Origin of the sequence: Phenylobacterium sp. (assembly GCF_004799395.1) — a bacterium.
Lineage (GTDB): Bacteria > Pseudomonadota > Alphaproteobacteria > Caulobacterales > Caulobacteraceae > Phenylobacterium.
The window spans coordinates 1-20,688 of sequence record NZ_SSMZ01000130.1 but is presented as its reverse complement, the minus strand read 5'-3'; the positions used below and the strand labels follow the sequence as shown (position 1 = coordinate 20,688).

The window sequence follows — 20,688 nt, the reverse complement described above, 5'->3', positions numbered from 1 at the left end:
GGAATCCGCAGAAGCCGGTCATCGAGTGGAACGGCAGCAAATGGACGGGCATCGACGTGCCCGACTTCGTGCCGACCATCCCGCCGTCGGACACGGCCGGCCCCTTCATCATGAACGCCGAAGGCACCGGGCGGTTGTTTGCCCGCGACCAGATGGCGGAAGGCCCGTTCCCGGAGCACTACGAGCCCTTCGAATCGCCGAGCCCGAACCTCCTGCATCCCAAGGTGAAGTCCAATCCCGCCGCGCGGGTGTTCGCCGACGACAGGGCCGCCTTCGGAAGCTCGACCGACTTCCCCTATGTGGCCACCACCTATCGCCTGACCGAGCATTTCCACTTCTGGACCAAGCACGCTTTGATAAACTCGATCCTGCAGCCCGAGGAGTTCATCGAAATCGGCGAGGCCCTGGCCAAGGAGAAGGGCATCGGGCAGGGCGGCTGGGTGCGGGTGTCCTCGAAGCGCGGGTTCGTGGTCTGCAAGGCCTATGTGACCAAGCGCATTAAGCCACTGCAGGTGGATGGCAAGCCGACTCACGTCGTCGGGGTGCCTATCCACTGGGGCTTCACCGGCCAGGCCCGCAAGGGCTTCGGCGCCAATACCCTGACCCCGTCGGTGGGCGACGCCAACTCGCAGACGCCGGAGTTCAAGGCCTTCCTGGTCAACATCGAGAAAGCAAGCGGGCCGGCGACCTGACGTCGCCGCTGGCCCGAGGAGTCGTCCATGTCAGAGCTTCAATCACAGGACTACATCCGCCGCTCGGCCTCGACGCTGACGCCGCCCTCGGCCCGCCGCCACGAGCAGGAAGTAGCCAAGCTGATCGACGTCAGCCGCTGCATCGGCTGCAAGGCCTGCCAGTCCGCCTGCATGGAATGGAACGACCTGCGCGGCGAGGTCGGACATTTCGAGGGCTCCTACGACAACCCCAAGGACCTGGACCCGAACACCTGGACCCTGATGCGCTTCACCGAATGGGAGAACGACAAGGGCGATCTGGAATGGCTGATCCGCAAGGACGGCTGCATGCATTGCGAGGATCCGGGCTGCCTGAAGGCTTGCCCCGCGCCGGGCGCGATCGTGCAGTACGCCAACGGAATCGTCGACTTCAACAGTGATGCCTGCATCGGCTGCGGCTACTGCGTGAAAGGCTGCCCGTTCGATATCCCGCGGGTCAGCCCGGTCGACCACAAGTCCTACAAATGCACCCTCTGTTCCGACCGCGTCTCCGTTGGGCTGGAGCCCGCTTGCGTGAAAGCCTGTCCGACCGGGGCGATCATGTTCGGTTCGAAATCGGACATGACCGCCTGGGCCGGCGAGCGGGTCGCGGAGTTGAAGTCCCGCGGCTTCGCTGATGCGGGCCTCTACGACCCGGCAGGGGTCGGCGGCACGCATGTGATGTACGTGCTGCACCACGCCGACAGGCCGTCGATCTATGCGGGCCTTCCAGATCGCCCGGCGATCAGCCCGTTTGTCGGGCTCTGGAAAGGAGCGGTAAAGCCCCTCGCCGTCGCCGGCATTGCGTTGGCGGCGATCGCGGGCTTCTTCCACTCGGTGGTGGCCGGCCCGAACGAAGTCGAGCCGGAGGACGAGGCGAATGGACGCCGCCTGCTCGATCAGCAGGATGATGCTCGATGAGCCGGTCGCCAGAAAATGTGGTCCGTTATGCGACGGTGACGCGGGTCAACCACTGGATCACGGCGATCTGCTTCGTGCTGCTCACGCTGTCTGGCCTTGCCATGTTCCACCCGATCTTCTTCTTCCTTTCGGCCCTCTTCGGCGGCGGCCAATGGACCCGTGCGGTCCATCCATGGATTGGGATCGCCCTGGTGGCCAGCTATGCCGGACTGGTGGCGCAGTTCTGGCGCGAGAACATGTGGAACCAGGACGACACCGCCTGGGTGCGCAAGTTCGACCTGATCCTGCAAAACCAGGAGGAAGGCGTTCCTGAGGTTGGTCAGTTCAACGCCGGCCAGAAGTTCGTCTTCTGGGCCATGGTCCTGTTGATCCCGGCGCTGCTCTTCACCGGTCTGGTGATCTGGGAGGTCTATTTCGGCGGCCTCACGCCGCTGTTGGCTCAGCGGATCGCGGTCCTGCTGCACTCGTTCGCGGCCATCGCCGCCATCGCGGTCTGGATCACTCATGTCTATGCCGGGATCTGGGTGCGAGGCTCGCTGCGCGCGATGACCCGCGGTGACGTAACGCCCGGCTGGGCATGGCGCCATCACCGCAAGTGGCTGCGCGAACTGGCCAGGCGCAAATCCAGCGGGCCGCAGCCGCGCGCTGAGGGGACTCCGTGAGACAGGGCGAGACAGCCCCCACTGGAAGCTGGATCGGCAAACCGCAAGGCGGAGTAGACGCTCCCGACCCGCTGATCCTGCCCGACCCAACCACGCGCTTCGCCGCCACGGCGACGCGGCTGGAGGCCTTGTCTGGCGACCACCCGATGGCCGACTGGCTGCGCTTCATGGTGAGCCTGGCGCAGGCCCAGCATGACGCGATGGCCGCGCTCGCCCCCCTCGCCGGCCCCGACGCCGCCCTGGTGCGCCAAGCCGTCGAAGCGCGCATGCCGCCGCTCGCCGCCGACGGCCATCGCCGCCACCCGATCTGGCGCGAAGGGCTCCTCGCCCTGCTCGGCCATTCCGAAAGCGGGCCTTTCGCCGCGGCGGTCCCGAGGGAAGCGCGCGCGGTGATGCAGAGCTTGCGCGCGCGCGGCGCGGCGGCGGCGGAAAAGCTGGCGGACGACTTTCTCAGCGGCGGCGTCGCGGCCGCCGACAGTGGCGCAGCGCTCTATGTGGCAGCGGCCCTGCAGGTCTATTTCACCCGGCTCGCAGGAGGACTTTCCGCACAGGACCTGCGGCTGCTGCCGGAACGAGGCCTCTGTCCGTGCTGCGGCTCGCTGCCGGTATCGGGCATGGTGACGGCGTCGGGCAAGACGCCCGGCGCGCGCTACCTGCATTGTTCGCTATGCTCGACGGCCTGGAACCATGTGCGTGCGTCCTGCATAACCTGCGGCGAGTCGCGCGAGCTGTTCCTGCTCAGCATCGAGGGCGGCTCCGGCGCCGTCAGGGCCGAGGTCTGCGGGGACTGCCGCAGCTACGCGAAGATGCTGTATCAGGCGCAGGACACCAGGGTAGACCCGGTCGCCGATGATCTCGCCACGCTTGGGCTGGACGTATTGGCCGCCGAGGCGGGCTGGTCGCGCCACGCGCCGAACCCGCTGGTGTTGACTGGCTAGGCCGGAGACTCGCCTTGGATCGCCCAGCCACGGTCATCCTTTGCGGCGGTTCGTCATCCCGAATGGGCGTGGATAAGGCGCGCCTTGACTGGAACGGCGTCTGCGCAATCGATCGCCTGGTGGCCCTCTCACACGAGCTGGGCATCGGTAAAGTGCTGACCGCGGGCGCAGACCACGGGCTACCCGCCGTGCTCGACGCGGCTCCGGGCGCGGGTCCATGTGGCGGCATCCTCGCCGCGGCAGAGCGGCTTCGGGGCGAAGGTTTCGCACGCGCACTCATCCTGGCGGTCGATGCGCCGACGGTGGCGGCCAGCGATATCCGTCCGCTACTAGAGGCCGGCGAGCCGGGCGCCGCCTATGAGGGTCTGCCGCTGCCGATGGTGATCGATCTTGCCGCCGTTCCCGCGACCATGCAGGCGCAGTGGCCGCTGAAGCGGCTCGTGCAGACCGCGGACCTGGCGGTCCTGCCCTGCAGCGAAGAGATCCGGTTAAGACTGAGGGGAGCTAACACACCGCAGGAGCGCCTGCGCCTCCTGGCCGACCTGGGGCCGAGCGGCTGAGCCCGACTACGCCCGTCCAGAAATCCGGTCCGGCCGCGTGAAGATCTCGAACCCGTCGCGCCGGGCCACGCCGACCAGCGTGATCGCAGCCTCATCCGCCGTGCGGATCGCCAAGGCCGTCGGCGCTGAGACCGCGACCAGAACCTGGGCGCCCAGGACCGCCGCCTTCTGCACCATCTCCACAGAGACGCGGCTGGTCAGGAACAGGACACCCTCCGGCCTAGGCTCGTGCGCCGCCCTCAGCGCGCCGACCAACTTATCGAGCGCGTTGTGACGGCCCACGTCCTCGCGAAGGCAGACAAAGCCACCAGAGAGCGCCCACCATCCCGCCGCATGCACCGCCCGCGTCGCGGCGCCGAGCGTCTGGCGCTCCGGCAGCGCCTCGAGCGCCGCTGCGATGTCGATTGCCGAGATCTGGAGACCTTCCGCGACCTTGGGGCTGGCGCGTCGGGCCTCGCTCAGGCTGTCGATGCCGCAAAGCCCGCACCCCGTCGGTCCCGCCAGATAGCGTCGCCGGCTGGCGAGCGCCTCCGAACGCGGGCGGGCGAGCCACATCCGCACCTCGATCCCAAGTTTGGTCTCGACGACCTCCAGGTTCTCGATCTCCGAGGCGTCGGCGATGATCCCCTCGGTCAGGCTGAAGCCCAGGGCAAAATCCTCAAGGTCGGACGGGGTGGCCATCATCACCGCCGTCGTCGAGCCGTCGTGCACCAGCGCGACAGCGGTCTCATCCGGGACTTCGCGGTGATCCAGCGCGGCGCCATGCGAGCTCACCCGCACGACCGGCGCGCGGAGGCTGGCGGGTAGAGAACCTGGAGAGCTCTGTCGAAGGGTCATGGCGGGCTACGCGAGGTTGGCGAACACAGCTTACATGCAACAGGCCCGAAGGCAGGCTCAGATCATCGATAGCGGCCGGCCAAAGACCAGGGCTAGCTCTGTCAGACCAGATGGCGCGGCTACGCGGAACGAATGTGATGGACAAAGGACAGCTGGCAAGCCGCCGGCAATGGATCGCCGCGGCGGCCTCCGCCGCCTGGGCGTGGCCCTGGCTGGCGGCGGGCGAGGAGGTTCGCCCTTGGCCGCGGGAAAGCGCCACGCCAAGCCTCAAGCTGCCGACCCAGGATGGCGCGATTTGGAGCCTTGCCTCGACCCGGGGCCGGCCGCTGCTGCTCAACTTCTGGGCCAGTTGGTGCGAACCCTGCCGCCGGGAGATGCCGTCTCTCGAGCGCCTGGCGGCGCAACATCAGGCCCAGGGGCTCCAGGTAATGGCCATCAACTTCCGCGAAACTGATGGGGCTGTTCACCGATTCCTGGAGGCCGTGCCGTTCGGCCTGCCGGTGCTGCGGGACCGCGATGGCGGCGCGGCCAAGGCCTTTGGCGTGCGCGTCTTCCCCAGCACCGTCCTGGTTGATCGGCACGGCCGGGCGCAATCCGTTATCGTGGGCGAATGTGACTGGAGCAGTGCGTCCGCGGACCGTTGGGTCGCGGCCATCCTCTAGTGCGCCGCCGCGTCGCCAGGTCAGCGCAGCTGATAAAATGGCGTCGGGCTCTTCAGCGACCCGAAGTCGTTGTATTTGGGAAGCGCTAGAGAGGAGCCATGACTCAATCCACCCGCCGCACCTTGCTGCAAACCGGTCTGGGTCTCGCGATGGCGCAGACCCTGCCGCGAGCCGCCCGAGCCCAACCCGCCGCCGAGCCCCGGTTCGAGCCACGGGTGGGCGCATGGCGCAGTTTCGATGTCGTCACGACGGTGAACGTCGCCGATGTCCAGGGCGCCACCCAGCTCTGGCTGCCCGCGCCCCAATTGGACAACGATTTCCAGCGCAGCCTCGCCACCACTTGGTCCGGTAATGCGGCGAGCGCCACGCTGGTCACAGACCCCAAGTCCGGTGCGCGAATGCTGCATGCGCAGTTCGCGCCCGGTGAGGCCGCGCCAACCCTGACGGTCACCAGTCGCGTCCAGACGCGCAACCGCGCCGTCGATTGGTCCAAGCCCGCGGCGGCGCATGAAAGTCAGGCGGTGCTGAAGGCCAATCTTGCGCCGACTGAGCTGCAGCCGCTGGACGGCATCGTCCACGTCACCGCGCTCGCCGCCACGCAGGGCGCGACCACCGACGTCGAAAAGGCGCGTGGCATCTACAACTGGGTGGTGACCAACGCTTACCGCGAACCCAAGGTGCGCGGCTGCGGCGCCGGCGACATCAAGGCCATGCTGGAATCTGGTGACCTAGGCGGCAAATGCGCCGACCTCAATGCGCTCTTCGTCGGCCTGTGCCGATCGGCCGGTATGCCGGCCCGCGACCTCTACGGCCTGCGTGTCGCGCCCTCGGCCTTCGGCTATCGCGAACTCGGTGGCAATCCCACCAGCTTGAAGGGCGCACAGCACTGCCGCGCCGAGGTCTACCTGCGCGACTACGGCTGGGTAGCCATGGACCCGGCGGACGTCCTGAAGGTGATGCGCCAGGAAAAGCCGGAGTGGATCCGTGACCTCAACAACCCGCTAATTGTCCCGGTGAAGAAAGCCCTGTTCGGCAGCTGGGAAGGCAACTGGGTGGGCTTCAATAGCGCCCATGACATTGACCTGCCAGGGAGCGGCGCTCAGACCACCTTGCCCTTCCTGATGTACCCGCAAGGGCAGAACACTAGCGGCCGCTTCGACGAGCTGGCCCCAGACAGCTTCCGCTACACGATCGCGGCGAAAGAACTGACGGTGTGACTCATCGCGCCGAGCCGGCGCGAACGACGCTCAGCCGCCCTGGTTGATTGGCGGGAGGTCATGGGCTGGAGCCTGGCGTGGGTTAGGGTTTGAGCATCCCTGGAGACGAGTTGGCGTTGGACTGACCGCACCGCCAACCCCCTGCAGCGTGGCTTGGCGGCCGAAGTACATCTGGGGCATTCGATGCGCCGCCGCCTCACGGTGAATCAGCGCAAATCAAGAGTGTAGCTCATGGGACCAGCCAGACGGCGATCCCGGTCAGGATCAACAAACTCACGCCGGTGAGGACCAAGCTCGTGCGCAGGCGGAACCTGAGGCTGAAGAACAGCACGTAGCCGATCAACGAGAGGGCCAGCACGACATAGGCCGTGACGTCGATCACGAAGCGCCAGGGGACGCCGCTGTTCTTGCCGCGATGCAGGTCCTGGATGATGGCCAGCAGGTTGGCCCGGCTGACCTTGCCGGTAGCCGCTCCGGTGGTCAGGTCGATGGTCAGGTCGGTCGAGCCTTTGGGGCCTTCCAACCGCACCAGAGCCTGCGGGCCGGCCATGTCTGCGCTTGCATAGGCGCCGGCCAGGGGCGCCTTGGCCGCCGCCCGCTCCGCCAGGGCGCGCCCAGGGTCCTTGCTTGCCTTGGCGGCCGCCAGCTCGGCCGGCGACAGGGCGAAGGCGACTGGCTTTTCCACGGGCTGATAGTTCTCGAACCACTCCGGATGGTTCAGCAGGATGCCGGTCGCCGAGAAAAAGAAGAGAGCGATGAAGGCGAAGGCGGACAGGTAGGCGTGGAGCATCCGGCACAGGCGGAACACCGAGCCCCTGTCCAGGCTCATCTTCTTCCGGGGTAAAGTCTCCTTGCGTACGGGGGCGTTCACGCGGCGGGCCGGCCGTAGCTCGCCGAAGCGGACCCGGATTCGCCCTGGCCGCTCGCCGAGCCGGAAGCCGGCGCGCGGCCAAGGTCCAGGGCGATCGTCTGCAGGCTGTGACCGCCGTGTTCCCGGGTCATTTCGATATTGATCGTATAGCGCCCCTGGCCGACCGGCATTCCCCGGTCGTCCTTGCCGTCCCACATGGCGGTATATCGGCCGGGTTCGCGGCTGGGGCGGGTCACGCTGTCGAGCTTTTGAAGCCCGTTCCCATCGGCGTTGAAACCGTTCCACCAGGCATAGTTGCTGTCGAGATAGCGCCGGGGCCGGTTGCCAAGGTGGTAGAGCGTCCGCACCGTGTGGCCCTGGGCGTCGGCGATCCAGATGACCACGAACGGCGGCCGGTACCGGCCGGCGGGAACGTAGGCGATCTCGTAGTCGATGCCGACCTCGAAGCCGACCGGCCAAGGGGCGATGTTGGCCGTCGCCGCGACGCGGAAAAGATGTGGCGGGGCCTGCTGCGCGCTCTGGATTTCCGGCGCGAGAAGTCCGTCCCAGCCGGCCGTCGTCCACAGGCGCCCATCGGCTTCGACGATGCGGCCGTCTGCGCCGGCCCGCTCGGCCATGGCCAGGCCCTCAGCGGTCGGAGTCACGCTGAGCGCTGTCGCCAGGGCGTCGGCGGTCGCCGCACAGTCGGCCACGACCGTGACCGTGCGACGGTCCGCGGGCCTGCCCGACGCTGGGGCGAGGGTGTGGCTCACGCCGTCCCCGGTGATCTTGAAGTCGCGGGCCCCGGGCCCACTGGTGGCCACAGCCTTGTTGCGGACGCGAACGGCCTGCGCCAGCGAGATGTTGTCGGCGTCGGACGCCTTGGCCAAGCCTACGCACCAGCCGGAGGGATCGGGCGATGCGCCCCGGCAGCGCAGGTCGCCGCCTATGTCGAGCATCATTCCCGATGCGCCCGGCGCCGCGCGGCCCGCCGCCTCGAGCGCGGCGTCGACGATGTAGCCCTTGGCCAAGGCGTCGACGGCGAATTCGACCCCGTCCCGATCGATCGAGCGGGTATGAGGATCAAGAACCACCCGGGCCTGGTCTGCGGTCCGAGCCGCGCGGCCCACGGCCCTGGTGTCGACCGCCGCACCTGATCGCGCCGCCCCGCGCCAGATGGCTTCGACCTTGCCCATCCGCGCGCTGAACGCGCCGCCACAGTCCTGCCGCAGCTGTTCACACCGATCGATCACTCGGAACAGGTCCTCAGAGACGATCATCGGCGCGGTCGAGGCGTTCAGGCGCGCCAGCTCAGAGTCCGGCCGCCATCCGCTCAGCACCTTGTCCAGGCGGTGGATTTCGGCCCGGACTGCGACCAGCGCCCTGGCGGCCTCCTGCGCATCGGCTCCAACCACCACCAGGTCCATCGAGGTGCCCAGGACGTGGTCCTGATGGAAGCGGTGAACGGCAGCCTGGGCAGGCTGCGCCAGGCAGGCAGGCGCTAAGGCGGCGGTCGCCAGAAGCCAAAAGCGGACAGAGGTCATGCAGGCGAGCTCAGTGGGCGGCGGAGATGTCGGTGGATAGTGGGGATCTGTTACAGAAATAGGGCTGTATTTTTTCCCGCTGGATGGTGAGCCATGCCGCCCTCCGTGGGTCGCGGACAAATCTCCGCTAAGGCGAGCGCGCGCAGTCCCGAGGGCGCCAGGCCGGCTTAGAACATCGCGCGCAGATGGCCCAGGCCAAACACGATGCCGTGCAAGCCCAGCACGATCCCTGCCGTTGTCAGGGCCAGCAGGCCGTAGCCGGCCAGGACCAGCAGTCCATCCATTCGCGCCAGGCCCAGGGCGAAGATTCCCAGACCCAGCGAGGGAACCAGGTTGGCGAACGGGATCGGCAGGATGAGGAGCATCGCGAAGACCGAGCAGGCCACGCCCACGACGCGCACCCCGACCACGCCGGTCAGGACGCGCCAACGTGGCCGCACCATGGTCTCCAGGCGGTTCAGCAGCGGCAGCAGCCGCGACATCAGCTTGACGAGTTCGCCACGCTCGACGGACCGTCGCGCCAGCACGTCGGGCAGCCAGAGGCGCCTTCGGCCGGCGACGATCTGCAGCGCCACCATCAGCAACGGTAGGGCCAGGACGAACAGCACCGGCCCCAGGCCGCCATCGCCTTCCGCCCGCGAGACGATCTCTGCGAGCGTCAGGTGGACCTTGCGGCCGCGCAGCATCCGTCGCAGGGCGGCCGCAAGGGACTGCGCCGGTTTCTGTGTTCAGGACATGGGCTGACGACGGCCGGCGGGCGCGGCGTTCAGACTTGGCTTTTTGCCGCCCTTGTGGCTTCGGGCGCGAGGGCTCGGGCCGTCAGGGGCCGTCGCCCCAAGGGAGCTGCGACGACGGCCTCCACGACGACGGACCCCGGCCAATACTCAGCCGAATCACATCACCGGCGCAGCTTCATTGAAGGCCGGCGCGGCGGGTGGGCCAGACCTTCGGCGCGGCTTGATCTCGCTGCGGTGCGAAATGCCTCAGGCGAGGCGCGGCGCCTCAGTTATGAGCATCTTTTGCGCAAGTCCGCCGCCCGGGACGAGACGTCCGGTCGCGTCCGGACCGCATTGCCCGGGCGCCGCGCGACCCTGTAGGTTGCCCCTCATGGGGCTTGGGCGAGCAGCAGAGGGCGCGGCGTGACGGCCTTGCCGATCTTCGAGGGACATTTCCGCCGACGACGGCTGATGCTCGCCTGCGGGGTGGCGGCGCCGCTCCTCGCCCTGGCCTCCACGCTGACTGCGATGGCCGCCTATCCTCACTTCAATCACGCGCGGCAGTACCTCAGCGAACTGGGCGGGGCGTCGGCGAGCCAGCCACTGATCTTCAACACCGGGGTGTTCGTGGCCGGCGCCATGGCGACCCTGGCCGGTGTCGGTTTTGGCCTGGCCATCGCCGCCTTGACCCGAGGGCGGGCGGTCGCCGCGCTGACCGCAGTCGTCTTCGCGTTGGCCGGCTACGGCCTGATGGAGTCGGCGATCTATCACTGGCCGGACAAGCGGCACCTGGCGATCAATCTGGCCCTGGGGATCCAGCTCGCGCCCCTGCTGCTGCTGTGGGGCCTTTGGCCTCGGCAGGACCTGCGACGGCTCAAGGTGTTCCTGGCCCTGGCATTTTTGGTCATGGCCATCCTCACCGTCCTGACCAAACACCTGATCCTGCCCAACCTGGTGAACGACGACAACGTCGGGTGGTGGGAGCGCGGCTACGCCATCATCCTGGTCGGTTGGGTCGGCGTCGCGGCTTACCTGCTGGAGCGGCGCCTGCGATATGAGTCACCGGCGCCCAAAACCGCCTAGACAACGCCCAATAATCAGGCGATTGGGAGAATTCACAAGTTCGTGATTGATTGCGCGCGAATCCCTAGAATGCTGCGTTGCACCACTGCGGATGGGCGCCTCTGACCTGAGGCGGGGGAACGTGAGGCCGATGACCACGCTGGCGAGCCGCCTGGAAAGACCGAGCCCCGCCCTTGAGGCGACGACCGCGCCTGCCCCATGGCTGCCGCCGGAAGCGCCGCTGGCGATGCCGCGCCAGTCGCTGGAAGAGCATGAAGGCCCCGATCTTGCGCCGCACACGCCGATCACCTCCCCGCCGGACGTGCGCCGCCGCCGGCTTGCCGTCTTTGGCGGCGCCCTGCTCCTGACCGCCCTGATCGCCATCGGCCCATACGTCCTCTACGCCCGCACCGGCTCGCGAGGCATGGAAACGGTCGGCCTCGGCGTGTTCCTCGTGCTTTGCAGCGCGATCGCCACCTGGTTCTGCACGGCCGTTGCCGGGCATTTCGTGCTTTCCAGCGGGCGCGAGCAGGATGACCTCGACTTCTCGCCCCACCCGGCCCTGCCGTCGGAGCGCACGGCGCTGTTGATGCCGCTCTACAACGAAGACGCCGCAGCCGCCTTCGCCCGCCTGGCCGCCCTCGACGCCTCGCTGGCCCGCCTGGGTGTCTCGTCGGCCTTCGATATCTTCGTGCTCAGCGACTCGACCCGCGAGGACTGCGCCGCCGCCGAGGCCGTCGCCTTCCGCGCCATGCGCCCCGCCGCGCACAGCTGCCTCTACATGCGCCGCCGCCTCCAGAACACCGAGCGCAAGGCCGGCAACATCTCCGACTGGGTGCGGCGGTTCGGCGGCGCCTACGAGTACATGGTGGTGCTCGACGCCGACAGCACCATGGCCGGCGAGACCTTGCTGCGCCTGGCCGACGCCATGGAGCGCAACCGCGGCGTGGGCCTGATCCAGACCGCGCCGACCATCACCGGCGCCACGACCCTGTTCGCGCGGATGTCGCAGTTCGGGGTGCGCATGTACGGCCGCGTGGCCGCCGCCGGCCTGGCCTGGTGGGCCGGCTCGGAGGCCAGCTACTGGGGCCACAACGCCATCGTGCGCACCCGCGCCTTCGCCGAGAGTTCGGGTCTGCCGATCCTGCCGGGGGTGAAGCCGTTCGGCGGCCACGTGCTCAGCCATGACGTGGTGGAGGCCGCGCTGCTGCGCCGGGCCGGCTGGGCGGTCCACGTCACCGCCGCCCTCGATGGGAGCTGCGAAGAGACGCCGCCGACCATCCTGGACTTCATGCAGCGCGACCACCGCTGGTGCCAGGGCAACCTGCAGCACCTGCCGCTGATCGCCGCCAAGGGCCTGCATCCCTTGAGCCGGGCCCAGCTGGTCATGGGCGCCATGGCCTACCTGTCCTCGCCCCTGTGGTTCGCCGGGCTGGTGATCGGGCTGGGCCTGCAGCTGAACCAGCCCGTCGATTGGGACACCTTCTGGTACTTCCTGAACCCGCGGTTCTCGCCCTTCATGCTGACCTCGCTGCTGTCGGGCGTCCTGCTGATCGGACCGAAGATTCTGGGCTGCCTCCTCGTCCTGAGCCGGCCCGGCGAGCGCCGCGCCTTCGGCGGAACGGCGGCCGTGCTGAAGGGCATGGGGACCGAGATCCTGCTCTCCGCGGCGCTTGCGCCGGTGTTGATGGTCGCCAACACCAAGGCGGTGTTCATGACGCTCCGTGGCCGCGACATCGGCTGGCGGCCGCAACAGCGCGACGCGGTGGGCGTGACCTGGCGCGACGCCTTGCGCGCCATGTCCTGGCAGATGGTCGTCGGCCTGGGCTTCGTCGCGGCGCTGTGCGTGCGGCCTGACCTTTCGGTCTGCTTCGCCCCGATCGTCCTGCCGCTGCTCCTGGCCGCGCCGCTGGCCGTCTTCACCTCGCGCCACTGCGCCATGGCCGATCTCCTGAAGACGCCCGACGATCTCGGCGTCAGCGCCATGCCCGTCGTGTTCCGCGCCAATGTGCGGTCCGCCGCCGCGCCCCATGCGCAGGACGCGGTCTCACTTCTCAGTTGATCTCGTCGCTCTGAAAAACAGGCGCCAGCGCCCCGTCGAACGGCGTCACGTCGATTCTGTGGCTCCGTCTGTTTACGCGACCGACGGGCTGAGCCATCGTCCCGCCTCGTTTTCGGGGATGGGGCATTTCCATGAGTTTGTGGAAGTTGACGGTCGCGTTGATCGCGGCAGCGGCGGTGAGCGGTTGCGCGACGGCGCCGCCGGCCAAGAGTGCTGAGGCCAGCGCAGCGCCGGCCGCGCCAGCGGCCCGGCCAAAGCCGCTGCCGCCAGGACTCGACCCGATGGTTCGGGCCGACGCCTTCCCCTCGACCTACAAGGCCATGCCCAGCCACGCGACCGCCGTGGTCGGCGCCAGCGTTTTCACCGGCACGGGCCAATTGATCGAGAACGGCACGGTCCTGGTCAAGGACGGCAAGGTCGAAGCGGTCGGCGTGGGCCTCGCGGTCCCGGCGGGCTACGACACCGTCGACGCCCACGGTAAATGGGTCACGCCCGGCCTGATCGACGCCCACTCCCACCTGGGCGTCTACGCCTCGCCCGCCGTCCCGGCCAACTCCGACGGCAACGAGCTGACCAATCCGGTCACCGCCGAGGTCTGGGCCGAGCACTCGGTCTGGCCACAGGATCCCGGCTTCAACACTGCCCGCGTCGGCGGGGTGACCACCATCCTGGTGCTGCCGGGCTCCGGTAACCTGATCGGCGGCCGCGGCGTGGTGCTGCGCAACATCCCCGCGCGCACCGTGCAGGACATGAAGTTCCCCGACGCACCCTACGTGCTGAAGATGGCCTGCGGCGAGAACCCCAAGCGAGTCTACGGCTCCAAGGGCCGCGCGCCCTCGACGCGGATGGGCAATGTCGCCGGCTACCGCGCCGCCTGGATCAACGCCGCCGACTACCAGCGCCGCTGGGACGAATACCGCGCCAAGTTGGCCAAGGGCGAGAAGGCCGATCCGCCTAAACGCGACCTCGGCCTCGACACCCTGTCGGCCGTGTTGCGTGGCGAGATCCTGGTCGAAAACCACTGCTACCGGGCCGACGAGATGGCTCAGATGATCGATATCTCCAAGGAGTTCGGCTACCACGTCGCAGCCTTCCACCACGCGGTGGAGGCCTACAAGATCGCTGACCTGCTGGCCGAGAACCACATCTGCGTCGCCACCTGGGCCAACTGGTGGGGCGGCAAGATGGAGATGCTGGACGGCATCGAAGCCAACGCGGCCCTGGTCAATGCTGCCAAGGGCGGCTGCGCGATCATCAAGTCCGACGACCCCGACCTGATCCAGCGGCTCAATCAGGAGGCCGCCGAAGCGCTCGCCGCCGGCCGCGCCGCCGGCCTCACGATCTCGGAGGCCGACGCCATCAGGTGGATCACTTCCAATCCCGCGAAGGCGATCGGTGTCGACAAGCAGACCGGCAGCCTGGAGCCGGGCAAGCGCGCCGATCTGGTGATCTGGGACCACGACCCGTTCTCGATCTATGCCCGCACCGAGCGGGTCTACCTGGACGGCGCCGTCGCCTACGACCGCCGCGATCCCCGATACCAGCCGCGCTCGGACTTCGACCTCGGCCAGTCCGGCGAAGGAGTCCGCTGATGCGTAGAATTCTGTTCAGCGCCTGCGCCGCGGCGGTCCTCGCCATCGGCGCCGCGGCCCCAATAACGGCCAAGGCCGAGACCGTCGCCGTCACCAACGCCAAGATCCTGACCGCCGGGCCGGCGGGCGAGATCGCCTCCGGCACGGTGGTGTTCAAGGACGGCAAGATCACTGCCGTCGGCGCCAATGTCGTCGCGCCGGCGGGCGCGCGGGTGATCGACGCCCACGGCGGCGTTGTCGCCCCCGGCTTCTTCGCCACCGGCTCGCTGCTGGGCGCGGTGGAGGTGGGTTCGCTGGGCAATGACCTCTCGGTCAACAACCCGGAGATCGGCGCGTCCTTCGACATCCAGTACGGCCTCAACCCGGAATCCGGCCTGTTCCCCGTGGCGCGCCTGGGCGGCCTGACCAGCGCCGTCGTCCTGCCGCTGCCGGTGGGCGGCCGCGGCGGCGATAGTGACGAGGAGGATGACGACGCCTCGCAGTACACCGCCGGCCCGGCCGGCGAGGGCTCCAAGTCCCACGCCCTCTTCGCGGGCTCGGGCGCGGTCATCGATCTGGCCGGCCACGAGGTCCTGGTGACCAAGGCCAAGGTGGCGATGGTGGCGCCCTTCGGACAATCCGGCGCCCGCGTCTCCGGCGGCGCGCGGGGCGCGGAGTTCGTGGCGCTGAAGGAAGCCTTCGCCGATGTCCGCGACTTCATGAAGAACAAGGCCGCCTACGACCGCGCCGCCTATCGCGATCTGGCGCTCTCCAAGGGAGATCTCGAGGCCCTGATCCCGGTGGTCGAGGGCAGGATGCCGCTGGTCGCCGTGGTCCACCGGGCCTCGGACATCCGCCAGGTGCTGGCCTTCGCGCGCGAGGAGCACATCAAGGTGATCCTCGACGGCGCCCAGGAAGCCTGGCTGGTGGCGCCGGAGATCGCCAAGGCAGGCGTACCTGTGCTGCTCAATCCCTTCGACGACCGGCCGGAAAGCTATGAAGAACTGGCCGCCACCATGGACAACGCCGGCCGCCTGTCGGCGGCGGGCGTCACCGTGGCGTTCGAGAGCACCGGCGGATCTGCGCGGGTGCGCGAAACCCGCTACGAAGCCGGCAGCGCGGTGTCGCACGGCATGGCCTATGACGCCGCCGTAGCGGCGATCACTATCAACCCGGCGAAGATCTTCGGCGTGGCCGACCGCACCGGCAGCCTGGAGCCCGGCAAGGACGCCGACCTGGTGATCTGGACGGGCGACCCCTTCGAGCCGCTCAGCCAACCGACCGCGGTGTTCATCCACGGCCAGGCCCAGCCTATGACCTCGCGGCAGACCGAGCTTCGAGACCGCTACAAGGACCTCGGCCGAGCCCTACCGCCCGGCTACACCCACCCCTGAGGCGCGACCTAGATTTGGTCGCGCAGGGTCAGGGTGACGGGCCGGGTTTCGCCGCCTCGGCGGATCGTGAGCGCGACCCTGGTCCCCGACGGGTCGGAGCGGAACCGCTTGCGGGCGTCCGCGAGGCCTTCATCGACGACGGCCCTGCCGTCGATGGCGGTGATCACGTCGCCGACCGCGATGCCCGCCTCGGCGCCGGCGCTGCCCTGGGCCACATCGGTGACTGTGTAACCACCGTCCTTGGCATTGATCCACAGGCCGGAGCGGTCGAAGGTCCCGACGTCTTCTGGCTCCGGGCTGATCCGCTTCAGATACATGACCTGGTGGGCGTAGTCGAAGATCACCACGAACCGTTTGAGTAGCGCGCTGCCGACATTGCCTTCGTAGTTGGGATCGGAGATCGAGCCGCCCCTCGCCTCGGACAATCCGGCGGCGATATCTTCCACCTTCACCGGGCCCAGCATCATGGACGGCAGATGCACCATATAGTCCCGCGCAGGACCGCCGACGCCCCAGCCGGTCACCGCGCTGGCGCCCTTGGCGAAACGGCTGTGCAGGTCGTTGGCCCTCACGAAGGGGCTGGTGAAATCCACCTCCGAGCGTGAGCCGGTGTCGATGTCGAGGCGCGCCGGCAGTCCCTGCATGGATCCCTTCACATTGGGAAGGTGGTCATAGAAGACGAAGGGCACGGCCACGCCCAGCGCCGGGCCCGGCTTGAACCGCCTCGGGTCGGCGAAGGTGATGGTGCGGCGGCCATAGTCGATGGTGGTCACCATCCGACGGATCAACTCGAAGCCCACCATGCCGTCGACGGCGATGCCCTCGATGGACTTGTCGTAGATCTGGGTGGCGAAGCCCATCTCATCCTTCAGGCGAACCCCGCCGATGGCGATCTCGTCGAAGTGGACGAAGCCCGAGGTGGAATGCCCCTCGCCGGCCCCATTGGTCACGACCTCGCCCACCGGCTTGAGCCCCAGGTCGGAGACGATGCGCGGCGACAACAGCGTGTGGCCGCCGGTATCGACGATGAAGGTGTAGGGGCCTTTGCCGTTTACGCTCGCCTGGACATAGATGTGGTTGTTGAGCAGCCGAAACGGCGCGGTGGCCGAGGCCGCGCTGCCGGCGATCGACGCGCCGGTGGGCGGCGCCGACGGCATGGCGTAGGCGCTTAGCGGCTTCACCGGCCCGAAGGCCACATGCTGCAGGACCGAGGTCTCGATGCCGCCGGGGCCTACGCCGATGTCCGAGATGACCTTGTGCGGCAGCGTCAGGCCGCCCTCCCGACGGTAGTCGGCGTAGGTCTCGGTGTCGTGGAAGAACTGGCGGTCCTCGGTGACCTTGATCAGCAGGTGGGTCTGGGCGTCGAACCAGGCGTCGAACCGCTTTCCGCCGCGTGGCGTCACCGTCAGGTGGTCCAGGGCCTGTCCGTCCTTGGTCTCGCGGCCCGCATAGACGATCGACGCCCCGCCGCGGCCGGCGCGCCACCAGAGGTTCGCGAAACGATAGGCCGCGTTGATCGCCACCGCGATGCGGTCGCCGCCCTGCTGGGCGGTGTAGGCCCCGGAGACATCCATCTGCCAGGGGGTCTTGCCGTCATAACCGCCGGCGTTGCGGACGCCGGCGGCGTCCTGCGTCTCGGCGAAGGCGCCGGTGGCGAGGTCGAAGCGGTCGACCAGCGGTCCGGTGAGCCCGGCGCCGTTATGCAGGTAGTCGAACTGCGCGGCCCCGACACCTGAGGCGTCGCCGACCGCAGCGTGATTGGCGGCCAGCACGGCGGCGGCGGTGGGCGGCGCCTCCTGGCTATGAGCGGCGCCGGCGGCGGCCAGACCGAGGGCGGCGGCGAGGAAGCCTCTCATTACGTCCCTTTAAATTGCCAACTGCGTATCGGCCTCGTAGCCCTTCGCGTCATGAGCGGTCTTGAACAGATTTCACATGCCCGCGTCGCCGAGCCCGGCCGGATGCGCCATCCGCCGCGCCAGCAATTGCCCCGTCATCCGCACGGCCATGGCTTCGCGGCCCTGGTGCTGGCGGGCGGCTATGTGGAGGCAGGCGACACGGGCCGGCACTGGATGGGGCCGGGCGACGTACTGCTGCACCAGGCCTGGGAAAGACACCTCGACCGCTTCGACGGCCGCGGCGCCGAGGTGCTGGTGCTGCCGATCGCCGATTCGGACGCCCGCCTGGCGGCCGGCCGCGTGGCCGATCCCGACGCCATCGCCCGCCTTGCCGAGCACGACCGGGCCGAGGCCGCGAGGCAGCTTCTCGCCGCCACGAGGCCTCGCGCTGAGGGCGGGGCCGACTGGCCAGACGTGCTGGCGCGTGGGCTGCGGGACGACCCTGCCCTGCCGCTCACGCCATGGGCGCGGGCGCACGGTCTTCATCCGGGCAGCATCAGCCGCGGCTTTCGCCAGGTCTTCGGCGTCACCCCGGCGGGCTACCGGCTGATCCAGCGGACACGACGCGCCATCAACGCGGTACGCGCCTGCGCCGAGCCGCTCAGCTTCATCGCCCAGGATTGCGGCTTCGCCGACCAGGCGCACATGAGCCGCGCCATCCGCAGCCTCGCCTGCACCACGCCGGCGGCCTTGCGAAGGTTGGCCACCTAGCTCCAGGCGCCGCCGAGCGCGCGGGTCAGGTTCACGCTGGCCTGCAGGCGGCGGGTGGTGAGCTGAATGGCGGTCTGCTCGGCAGTCAGCGCCGCCGTCTGGGCCGTGACCACGTCTAGGTAGGTGGCCACGCCCTGGCGGTAGCGGATGTTGGCGAGATCCTCGGTGCGCCGCGCGGCGGTCACCGCATCGTCCGCGTCCTTGGCCTCGCCCGCCAGGCGGTTGGCCAGCGCCATCTGGTCCTCCACGTCGCGGAACGCGTCGAGCACCACGCCACGGTAGTTGGCGCTGGCTTCCTCAAAGGCCGCCTTCGAGGCCCGCACGCCGGCCGCGCGCCGGCCGCCGTCGAAGATCGCGCCGACCAGCTGAGGCCCGATCAGCCAGAAGGTGTTGGGCGCCGACAACAGATTGCCGACCCCGGTGTTCTGCCAGCCTGCCGAGCCGTCCAGGGTCAGGGCCGGGAAGAGGGCCGCGCGCGCCACGCCCACGTCGGCGTTGGCGGCAGAGGCCCGCCGTTCCGCCGCGGCGATGTCCGGGCGCCGTTGCAGCAGCAGCGAGGGCGCGCTCACCGCCACGACCGGTTGCGGCAGGTCCTTGTCGACCGGCGCCAGGCTGAAGGCCGATGCGCTCTCGCCCACCAGGGCGGCGATGGCGTGCTCCATCAGAGCGCGCTGGGCGGCCACGTCGGCGCGCTGGGCCTTGGCCCCGGAGAGCTGGGTCTGGGCGCGGGCGACGTCCAGGCCGGTGGCGTTGCCGCCATTGTGCAGGATCTGGGTGAGGTCCAGGGCGCGGATATAGGCGGCGACAGTCACGTCCAGCAGCCGGAGCTGGGCGTCGAGGCCGCGCAGCGTCACGTAGTCGTCGGCGAGGTCGGCCTGCAGGCTGAGCCGCGCCGAGCGCAGGTCCGCCTGGCTGGCCTGGGCCCGCTCGCCGGCGCCGCGGGAGATGTTGCGCAGCCGGCCCCAGAGGTCGATCTCATAGGCGACGGAGGCGCCCACCTGCCCGGTCGAATAGGCGTCAGGCCCGCCGACCCGCAGCGGCTGATTGTCCGACCGGCGCTGGCGGTTGGCGAGCGCGGAGCCGTCGACCTCCGGAACCAGCCCGGCGCGGGCCTGGGCGGCGAGCGCGCGGGCCTGATCGTAGGCGGCGACGGCCGCGGCCAGGGTGGGGTTGGCCTTCTCGGCGCGCCCTTCCAGGTCGTCCAGGACCGGGTCCGAGAACATCGCCCACCACTGGCCGCGGGGCTGGGCGTCGGCGGGTTGGGCAGGCGTCCAGGGGCCCTGCTCCTTGAAGGCCTGGGCCACGGGCGTCGCGGGCGGCGCATAGGGGGGCGCGAGCGAGCAGGCGGCGAGCGCCAACGCCGAGGCCGCGGTGGCGAAGAGCCGGGTCGCGGTGCGCGTCACGTGCCGGCCGCCTTGCGGACCGAGGCGCCGGCGATGCGCACGAGGTCGCCGTCCGCCAGCGATTCCGGCGGGTTGTCGACGACCCGGTCGGTCGAATCCAGGCCCGCGCCGATCTCCACCGTCGAGCCCAGGTCGCGGGAGACCGACACCGGCCGGATCTTCACGTGATTATCTGCACCGACGACCGCCACAACCGCGCCGTTGTGCCGGTACTGGATGGCGGTCACCGGGATGCGGGTGGTGGTGATGGGCGAGGTCATGTGAAAGGTCACCTGGGCGTAGTCGCCCGACTTGATGCGTCCGTCGGCGTTGTCCATCTGCAGCTCGACCAGCTCCGCGCCGCTCTGCGCCGCCACGGCCTGGGCGTTGTTGGCGACGACGGCTTTGAAGGTCTGGCCGGGGTATTCAGGGACCGCGAGGTCGGCTGCCTGACCCTTGTGGATCAGGGCCGAATAGTTCTGCGGCACGTGCACATATATGCGCAGCCTGCGCTGGTCGGTGACGGTGAACAGGGCCGGGTCGGTCGGCCCGCCGGTGGCGCTGATCAGGGCCCCGACGTCGGTGGAGCGGGTGGTGACCACGCCGGCGAACGGCGCGGCGATCTTCTTGAATGATTCCAGCGCCAGCAGACGATTGAGGTTGGCGCGCGAGGAATTGACCAGGGCGTTCTTGGCGGCCAGGTCGCCCGATTTCTCCTCGGCTTCCTGCTTGGAGACGGCGTCGGCGGCGACCAGCCCATCCCAACGCTTGGCGGTGGTGGCCGCGAGGCTTTGGTTGGCCTGGGCGGTGGCCAGGTCCGCGCGGGCCTGCAGCACCTGCTGATCGAGATCGGGCGTGTCGATGTCGGCCAGCACCTGACCGGACTTCACCGGCGTTCCGATGTCGACGTACCACTTCTTCAAGTAGCCCGAGACCCGGGCATGGATCGGGGCGGTGTAGAAGGCCTGCACGTCGCCGGGCAGGGCCAGGTCGC

General features: G+C 69.0%; 19 protein-coding genes. 12 read left to right on the top strand and 7 right to left on the bottom strand.

Annotation, left to right across the window (positions count from 1 at the left end; all coding sequences use genetic code 11):
* From E8A12_RS08885 to E8A12_RS08865, 5 genes are all read left to right on the top strand, one after another.
* A partial coding sequence (locus tag E8A12_RS08885; RefSeq protein WP_293367759.1) for a molybdopterin dinucleotide binding domain-containing protein occupies positions 1 to 692 on the top strand: 692 nt, incomplete at its 5' end.
* 27 nt (positions 693 to 719) lie between these two features.
* On the top strand, positions 720 to 1,631 hold the full coding sequence (gene fdxH, locus E8A12_RS08880; RefSeq protein ID WP_293367757.1) for a formate dehydrogenase subunit beta: 912 nt from the start codon (positions 720 to 722) through the stop codon (positions 1,629 to 1,631).
* A complete protein-coding gene (locus tag E8A12_RS08875; RefSeq protein ID WP_293367755.1) occupies positions 1,628 to 2,293 on the top strand; it encodes a formate dehydrogenase subunit gamma in 666 nt (221 codons plus the stop codon). The genes fdxH and E8A12_RS08875 overlap by 4 nt, the downstream gene beginning before the upstream one ends.
* Entirely contained in the window at positions 2,290 to 3,231 is a 942-nt protein-coding gene (gene fdhE, locus E8A12_RS08870; protein ID WP_293367753.1) for a formate dehydrogenase accessory protein FdhE, read from the top strand. Before E8A12_RS08875 ends, fdhE begins: the two co-directional genes overlap by 4 nt.
* A gap of 14 nt (positions 3,232 to 3,245) precedes the next feature.
* A complete protein-coding gene (locus E8A12_RS08865; RefSeq protein ID WP_293367751.1) occupies positions 3,246 to 3,791 on the top strand; it encodes an NTP transferase domain-containing protein in 546 nt (181 codons plus the stop codon).
* Positions 3,792 to 3,797: 6 nt separating this feature from the next.
* Here the strand turns inward: E8A12_RS08865 and fdhD are convergent, their stop codons facing one another.
* On the bottom strand, positions 3,798 to 4,565 hold the full coding sequence (gene fdhD, locus E8A12_RS08860) for a formate dehydrogenase accessory sulfurtransferase FdhD (protein ID WP_293367749.1): 768 nt from the start codon (positions 4,563 to 4,565) through the stop codon (positions 3,798 to 3,800).
* A gap of 173 nt (positions 4,566 to 4,738) precedes the next feature.
* On the opposite strand from fdhD, the gene E8A12_RS08855 reads away from it, so the two are divergent.
* The gene (locus E8A12_RS08855) at positions 4,739 to 5,290 is read left to right on the top strand and encodes a TlpA disulfide reductase family protein (RefSeq protein ID WP_293367747.1); all 552 of its coding nucleotides are present in this window, start codon (positions 4,739 to 4,741) and stop codon (positions 5,288 to 5,290) included.
* A gap of 98 nt (positions 5,291 to 5,388) precedes the next feature.
* Positions 5,389 to 6,507: a transglutaminase-like domain-containing protein gene (locus E8A12_RS08850; RefSeq protein ID WP_293367745.1), complete on the top strand. Its 1,119-nt coding sequence runs from the start codon at positions 5,389 to 5,391 to the stop codon at positions 6,505 to 6,507.
* Positions 6,508 to 6,736: 229 nt separating this feature from the next.
* Here the strand turns inward: E8A12_RS08850 and E8A12_RS08845 are convergent, their stop codons facing one another.
* The 3 genes from E8A12_RS08845 to E8A12_RS08835 form a co-directional block, all read right to left on the bottom strand.
* On the bottom strand, positions 6,737 to 7,336 hold the full coding sequence (locus tag E8A12_RS08845; protein WP_293367743.1) for a PepSY-associated TM helix domain-containing protein: 600 nt from the start codon (positions 7,334 to 7,336) through the stop codon (positions 6,737 to 6,739).
* A 38-nt stretch (positions 7,337 to 7,374) separates the two neighbouring features.
* Positions 7,375 to 8,901, bottom strand: coding sequence for a DUF2271 domain-containing protein (locus E8A12_RS08840; protein WP_293367742.1), 1,527 nt, complete (start codon positions 8,899 to 8,901; stop codon positions 7,375 to 7,377).
* 167 nt (positions 8,902 to 9,068) lie between these two features.
* Positions 9,069 to 9,587, bottom strand: coding sequence for an exopolysaccharide biosynthesis protein (locus E8A12_RS08835; protein ID WP_293367740.1), 519 nt, complete (start codon positions 9,585 to 9,587; stop codon positions 9,069 to 9,071).
* Between the two features lie 453 nt (positions 9,588 to 10,040).
* On the opposite strand from E8A12_RS08835, the gene E8A12_RS08830 reads away from it, so the two are divergent.
* The 4 genes from E8A12_RS08830 to E8A12_RS08815 all read left to right on the top strand — a co-directional run bounded on the left by E8A12_RS08830 (position 10,041) and on the right by E8A12_RS08815 (position 15,706).
* Positions 10,041 to 10,700, top strand: coding sequence for a DUF998 domain-containing protein (locus E8A12_RS08830; RefSeq protein WP_293367738.1), 660 nt, complete (start codon positions 10,041 to 10,043; stop codon positions 10,698 to 10,700).
* Positions 10,701 to 10,830: 130 nt separating this feature from the next.
* Positions 10,831 to 12,741: a glucans biosynthesis glucosyltransferase MdoH gene (mdoH, locus tag E8A12_RS08825; RefSeq protein ID WP_293367761.1), complete on the top strand. Its 1,911-nt coding sequence runs from the start codon at positions 10,831 to 10,833 to the stop codon at positions 12,739 to 12,741.
* A 131-nt stretch (positions 12,742 to 12,872) separates the two neighbouring features.
* A complete protein-coding gene (locus tag E8A12_RS08820) occupies positions 12,873 to 14,333 on the top strand; it encodes an amidohydrolase (protein WP_293367736.1) in 1,461 nt (486 codons plus the stop codon).
* Positions 14,333 to 15,706 carry an amidohydrolase family protein gene (locus tag E8A12_RS08815; protein WP_293367734.1) on the top strand — a complete coding sequence of 458 codons (1,374 nt, stop codon included), beginning with the start codon at positions 14,333 to 14,335 and terminating at the stop codon, positions 15,704 to 15,706. The genes E8A12_RS08820 and E8A12_RS08815 overlap by 1 nt, the downstream gene beginning before the upstream one ends.
* Before the next feature lie 8 nt (positions 15,707 to 15,714).
* Here E8A12_RS08815 and E8A12_RS08810 read toward each other — a convergent pair whose 3' ends face one another.
* Positions 15,715 to 17,562, bottom strand: coding sequence for an aspartyl protease family protein (locus tag E8A12_RS08810; protein WP_293367732.1), 1,848 nt, complete (start codon positions 17,560 to 17,562; stop codon positions 15,715 to 15,717).
* Positions 17,563 to 17,613: 51 nt separating this feature from the next.
* Here E8A12_RS08810 and E8A12_RS08805 point away from each other — a divergent pair, with 51 nt between their 5' ends.
* Positions 17,614 to 18,312: a helix-turn-helix domain-containing protein gene (locus tag E8A12_RS08805; protein WP_293367730.1), complete on the top strand. Its 699-nt coding sequence runs from the start codon at positions 17,614 to 17,616 to the stop codon at positions 18,310 to 18,312.
* On the opposite strand, the gene E8A12_RS08800 is transcribed toward E8A12_RS08805, so the two are convergent.
* Entirely contained in the window at positions 18,309 to 19,715 is a 1,407-nt protein-coding gene (locus E8A12_RS08800; RefSeq protein ID WP_293367728.1) for an efflux transporter outer membrane subunit, read from the bottom strand. The genes E8A12_RS08805 and E8A12_RS08800 overlap by 4 nt on opposite strands.
* A partial coding sequence (locus E8A12_RS08795) for an efflux RND transporter periplasmic adaptor subunit (RefSeq protein ID WP_293367726.1) occupies positions 19,712 to 20,688 on the bottom strand: 977 nt, incomplete at its 5' end. The genes E8A12_RS08800 and E8A12_RS08795, both read right to left, overlap by 4 nt.